Source organism: Pseudofrankia asymbiotica (assembly GCF_001983105.1).
In the GTDB taxonomy this organism is placed as follows: domain Bacteria; phylum Actinomycetota; class Actinomycetes; order Frankiales; family Frankiaceae; genus Pseudofrankia; species Pseudofrankia asymbiotica.
Genome location: NZ_MOMC01000154.1, coordinates 1 through 3,384, shown reverse-complemented (window position 1 = coordinate 3,384; position 3,384 = coordinate 1). Strand labels below are relative to the sequence as shown.

The following is a 3,384-nucleotide window of genomic DNA, read 5'->3' as shown; positions in this document are numbered from 1 at the left end:
CGGCGTACGACAGGTCGTTGTCCGGGTAGACGTACGGGAACCCGACGGAGTGCCGGTAGGAGTACGCCGCGAGGGTGGTGATCTTCGCGATCAGCCGGACGATCTGCAGCCGGCGCAGCCCCGGGTCCTTGATCTTCTTGGCGTCCGGGTAGAAGGTCGACAGCGCGCCCACCGACGAGACCAGCATGCCCATGGGGTGGGCGTCATGGTGGAAGCCGTCGATGAACTTCTTGATCGACTCATGCACCAGGGTGTGGTGCGTGATCTCGTCTTCCCAGGTGAACAGCTCGTCCTTGGTCGGCAGCTCGCCCGCGAGCAGCAGGTAGGCGACCTCCAGGAAGCTGCTCTTCTCGGCGACGTCCTGGATCGGGTAGCCGCGGTAGCGCAGGATGCCGGCGTCGCCATCGATGAACGTGATGGCGCTGCGACAGCTCGCCGTGTTGGTGAACGCGGGGTCGTAGGTCATCAGCCCGAAGTCGGCGTCGTCGACCTTGATCTTGCGGAAGTCCCCCGCGGGCACCGCGCCGTCTTTGATCGGAATCTCATAGCTACGACCGGTGCGGTTGTCGGTCACGGTCAGGGTGCTGACCTGCTCGGACACGCCGGGCTCCTCTCGCTGTGGCAGCGCAGTCGGTCGACGGGCTGGCACGACGCCGGCGCCATGAGTCCGGGTAACGGAAGCCCTCGCGCCGGTTTGCTGGCAGTTCGTTACTCCCAAGTCTGGCCGCTCGGGGCGCCACATGCGCGTGATCGGGGCGGTACATCCGACGTGGGTTGCGCCACCCGGTCCGTCACGCGTAGTCGGGTTGGTCTCCTGTGTCGCCGAATCCGTGCGCAGCGCTCTGAGCTAGCCACATATCGTGGTGGCGGCGCCTGTCGACCTTGATAGTAGTAGCTATTACCCGTTATTGATGGTAATGCGTTGTGTATCGCATGCCACCCGGCGTGCGCCCGCAGCACCGGACTGCCCCGAGTAGACCCCGTCACTCTTGACACTGCTTCAAGAGAAAACGGGAAGGYTTATTCGGGGATATCCGCCATTGCGCCGAGCGGTAGGGAACGGGCCAACCGGGACAGGCTGGCCGGGCGGGGTCCGGTGAGCGGTCCGGTGAGCGAAGCCGGGTGAACGAAGTCCGGCGTATGGTCGCGACCCCGGCGTGAGAACCGCTACCGAGGGTCGAGGGGCGGGCCGGCGGCCGGGTCGACGTCCGCCTGCGCGCGCAGCCAGGCCAGCGCGGCCAGCACCCGGCGGTTGTCGTCTGCCGCGACCGGGAGGCTCAGCTTCGCCAGCACGCTCGCGACGTGGTTCTCCACGGTCTTCGGCGCCAGGTGCAGCGCGGCGCCGATGCCCTGGTTCGACCGTCCCTCGGCCATGTGACGCAGTACGGTCCGCTCCCGGTCCGTCAGCCGGGCCAGCGCGCTCGCCCGGCGGCGGTGCGCGAGCAGCGGGGCGACGATCTCCTCGTCCACCACCAGCCGGCCCGACGCGACCCGGTGCAAAGCGTCCAGCAGCGTGTCGACGTCGTCGACTCGGTCCTTGAGCAGGTAGCCCACCCCACCGGAGCCGTCGCCGAGCAGCCGCACGGCATGTGGCGTCTCGGCGTATGTCGACAGCACGACCACGCCGATCCTCGGGTAGGTCGCGCACAGTCTCTCGGCGGCCCGCACGCCCTCATCGGTGAAGGTCGGCGGCATCCGGATATCGAGGATCACCGCGTCCGGGGGGTCGGCGTCGACGGCGGCCAGCAGCTCCTCGGCGGTCCCCGCCGCGACCGTCACCTCGATGCCGGTGTGGCGCAGAAGGAGGACCAGGCCCTCCCGGAACAGGGCCGAGTCATCGGCGACGGCTACCCGCATGAGAACCCCGCGCTCGGCATCGGGCCGGCCGGCGGTCCGGGAGGGAGCGGCTGGTGGCCGAACGAGTGCGCCTGCGACGACCCTTGGGGCAGCACTGAAGGCACCTTCCGTGGTTGGTCTGTCGCTCAGGGACCTCGCTCCGGCGGACACCAGCTGGCCCGCCGGAGAGGAACAGGGAGGAGAAAGAGGAAAAGAGGAAGCCCGCTCCCGCGGATCTCCGGAGTGCGGCGTGAGGCTCAGGCGATCGGGATGGCCGCGGTGAGCGTCGTGCCCCTGCCCGGCGGGCTGTTGATGGTCAGGCGACCGCCCAGCGTGCGGAGGCGGTCGGTGAGCCCGGCGAGGCCCCCGTCGGGGGTGGTCCGCGCGCCACCCTGGCCGTTGTCGGTGACCGTGAGGACGACGGCTCGGGGGGTGCGGGTGACGGTGACCGTGGCGGCGGTGGCCCGGGCGTGCTTGACGGCGTTGGTGAGGGCCTCGCAGACCGTGTAGTAGGCGCTCGCCTCGACCGCGGGGGCAAGACGTTCGTGGGGAGCGGTGACGGTGACCGCGAGGGGGAGGGAGTCCGCGACGGCCTCGAGCGCGGGGACCAGGCCACCGCCGGAGAGAAGAGCGGGGTAGAGACCGCGGGCCAGGGCGCGCAGCTCGGCGAGGGCGGCGGCGAGGTCGCCGCGGGCGGCGTCCAGGGCGGCGAGGGTGTCGGGTTCGGTGGCGGTGTGGCGGGCGACGCCGAGACGAGTGCCCAGAGCGAGCAGCCGTTGCTGGGCGCCGTCGTGGAGATCGCGTTCGAGCTGGCGCCGGGCTTCGTGGGCGGCCGCGTTGGCCCGGGCGGAGGAGGCGAGGACCTCTTCGAGGCGGGCGTCGGCCGTCGCCTTGAGGCGGACGTTCTCCAGCGCGACCGCGAGCGCCCTCACCGTCACGTGGACGGAGTCCCAGGGACCTCCCTGCGCGCCCTTCAGCACGACGACGGCCAACGGGCCGCCGTCACGGTCACGCAGCGGCACCCGCACGATGCCGTTGGCGGGTGCCGGGGGCTCGGCCGGCGCGCCGTTCGCGCCGATGTAGCGCTTGTCGTCCTCGACCCACAGGTAGATCTCGCCCGTCGGGTCGCGCAGCGCCGTCCGCAGCACGTTCCTGACGTCCGCCAGCGATGGCGGCACCGGCAGCGACGCGAGCAGCAGCGCGGTTCGCTCCCGTGCCAGCCGGCAACGCAGCGCCGCGGCGGCGAACGACCCGGGGATCGCGAGTACGGCCAGGACCATCGGCAGGTACACCTGGTCCTGCGCCGCCGTCCTGACCAGAGTGGTGATGAGACAGGCCGTCGCCACCACGAGGGCCACCGGGGCCATGACACGACATTCGAATCTGCTTGCGTATCTGCTTGCGGGCCTGAGCCTCTCGCGTGACAGCGAGACCAACGACCACGCCATGTCAGCACACCCCGCGATGCTGATAAGCCATGTCATAAGCCTGGCACGGTCCGTCACAATCTCCGCACCGGGATGGGGGCAACCACCTAACTGGCGGCCC

3 protein-coding genes are annotated in these 3,384 nt (G+C 70.3%); all 3 read right to left on the bottom strand.

Features of this window, described 5'->3' with window-relative positions; translation table 11 throughout:
• Positions 1-601, bottom strand: a 601-nt coding sequence (locus BL253_RS38870; protein ID WP_274535317.1) for a citrate/2-methylcitrate synthase, incomplete at its 3' end; no start/stop codon positions are given.
• Positions 602-1,167: 566 nt separating this feature from the next.
• Positions 1,168-1,857 (bottom strand): response regulator transcription factor, encoded by a 690-nt coding sequence (locus tag BL253_RS38865; RefSeq protein ID WP_076820678.1) that lies wholly within the window; start codon positions 1,855-1,857, stop codon positions 1,168-1,170.
• A gap of 236 nt (positions 1,858-2,093) precedes the next feature.
• Positions 2,094-3,203 carry a sensor histidine kinase gene (locus BL253_RS38860; protein ID WP_076820677.1) on the bottom strand — a complete coding sequence of 370 codons (1,110 nt, stop codon included), beginning with the start codon at positions 3,201-3,203 and terminating at the stop codon, positions 2,094-2,096.
• Positions 3,204-3,384 lie beyond the last annotated feature (181 nt).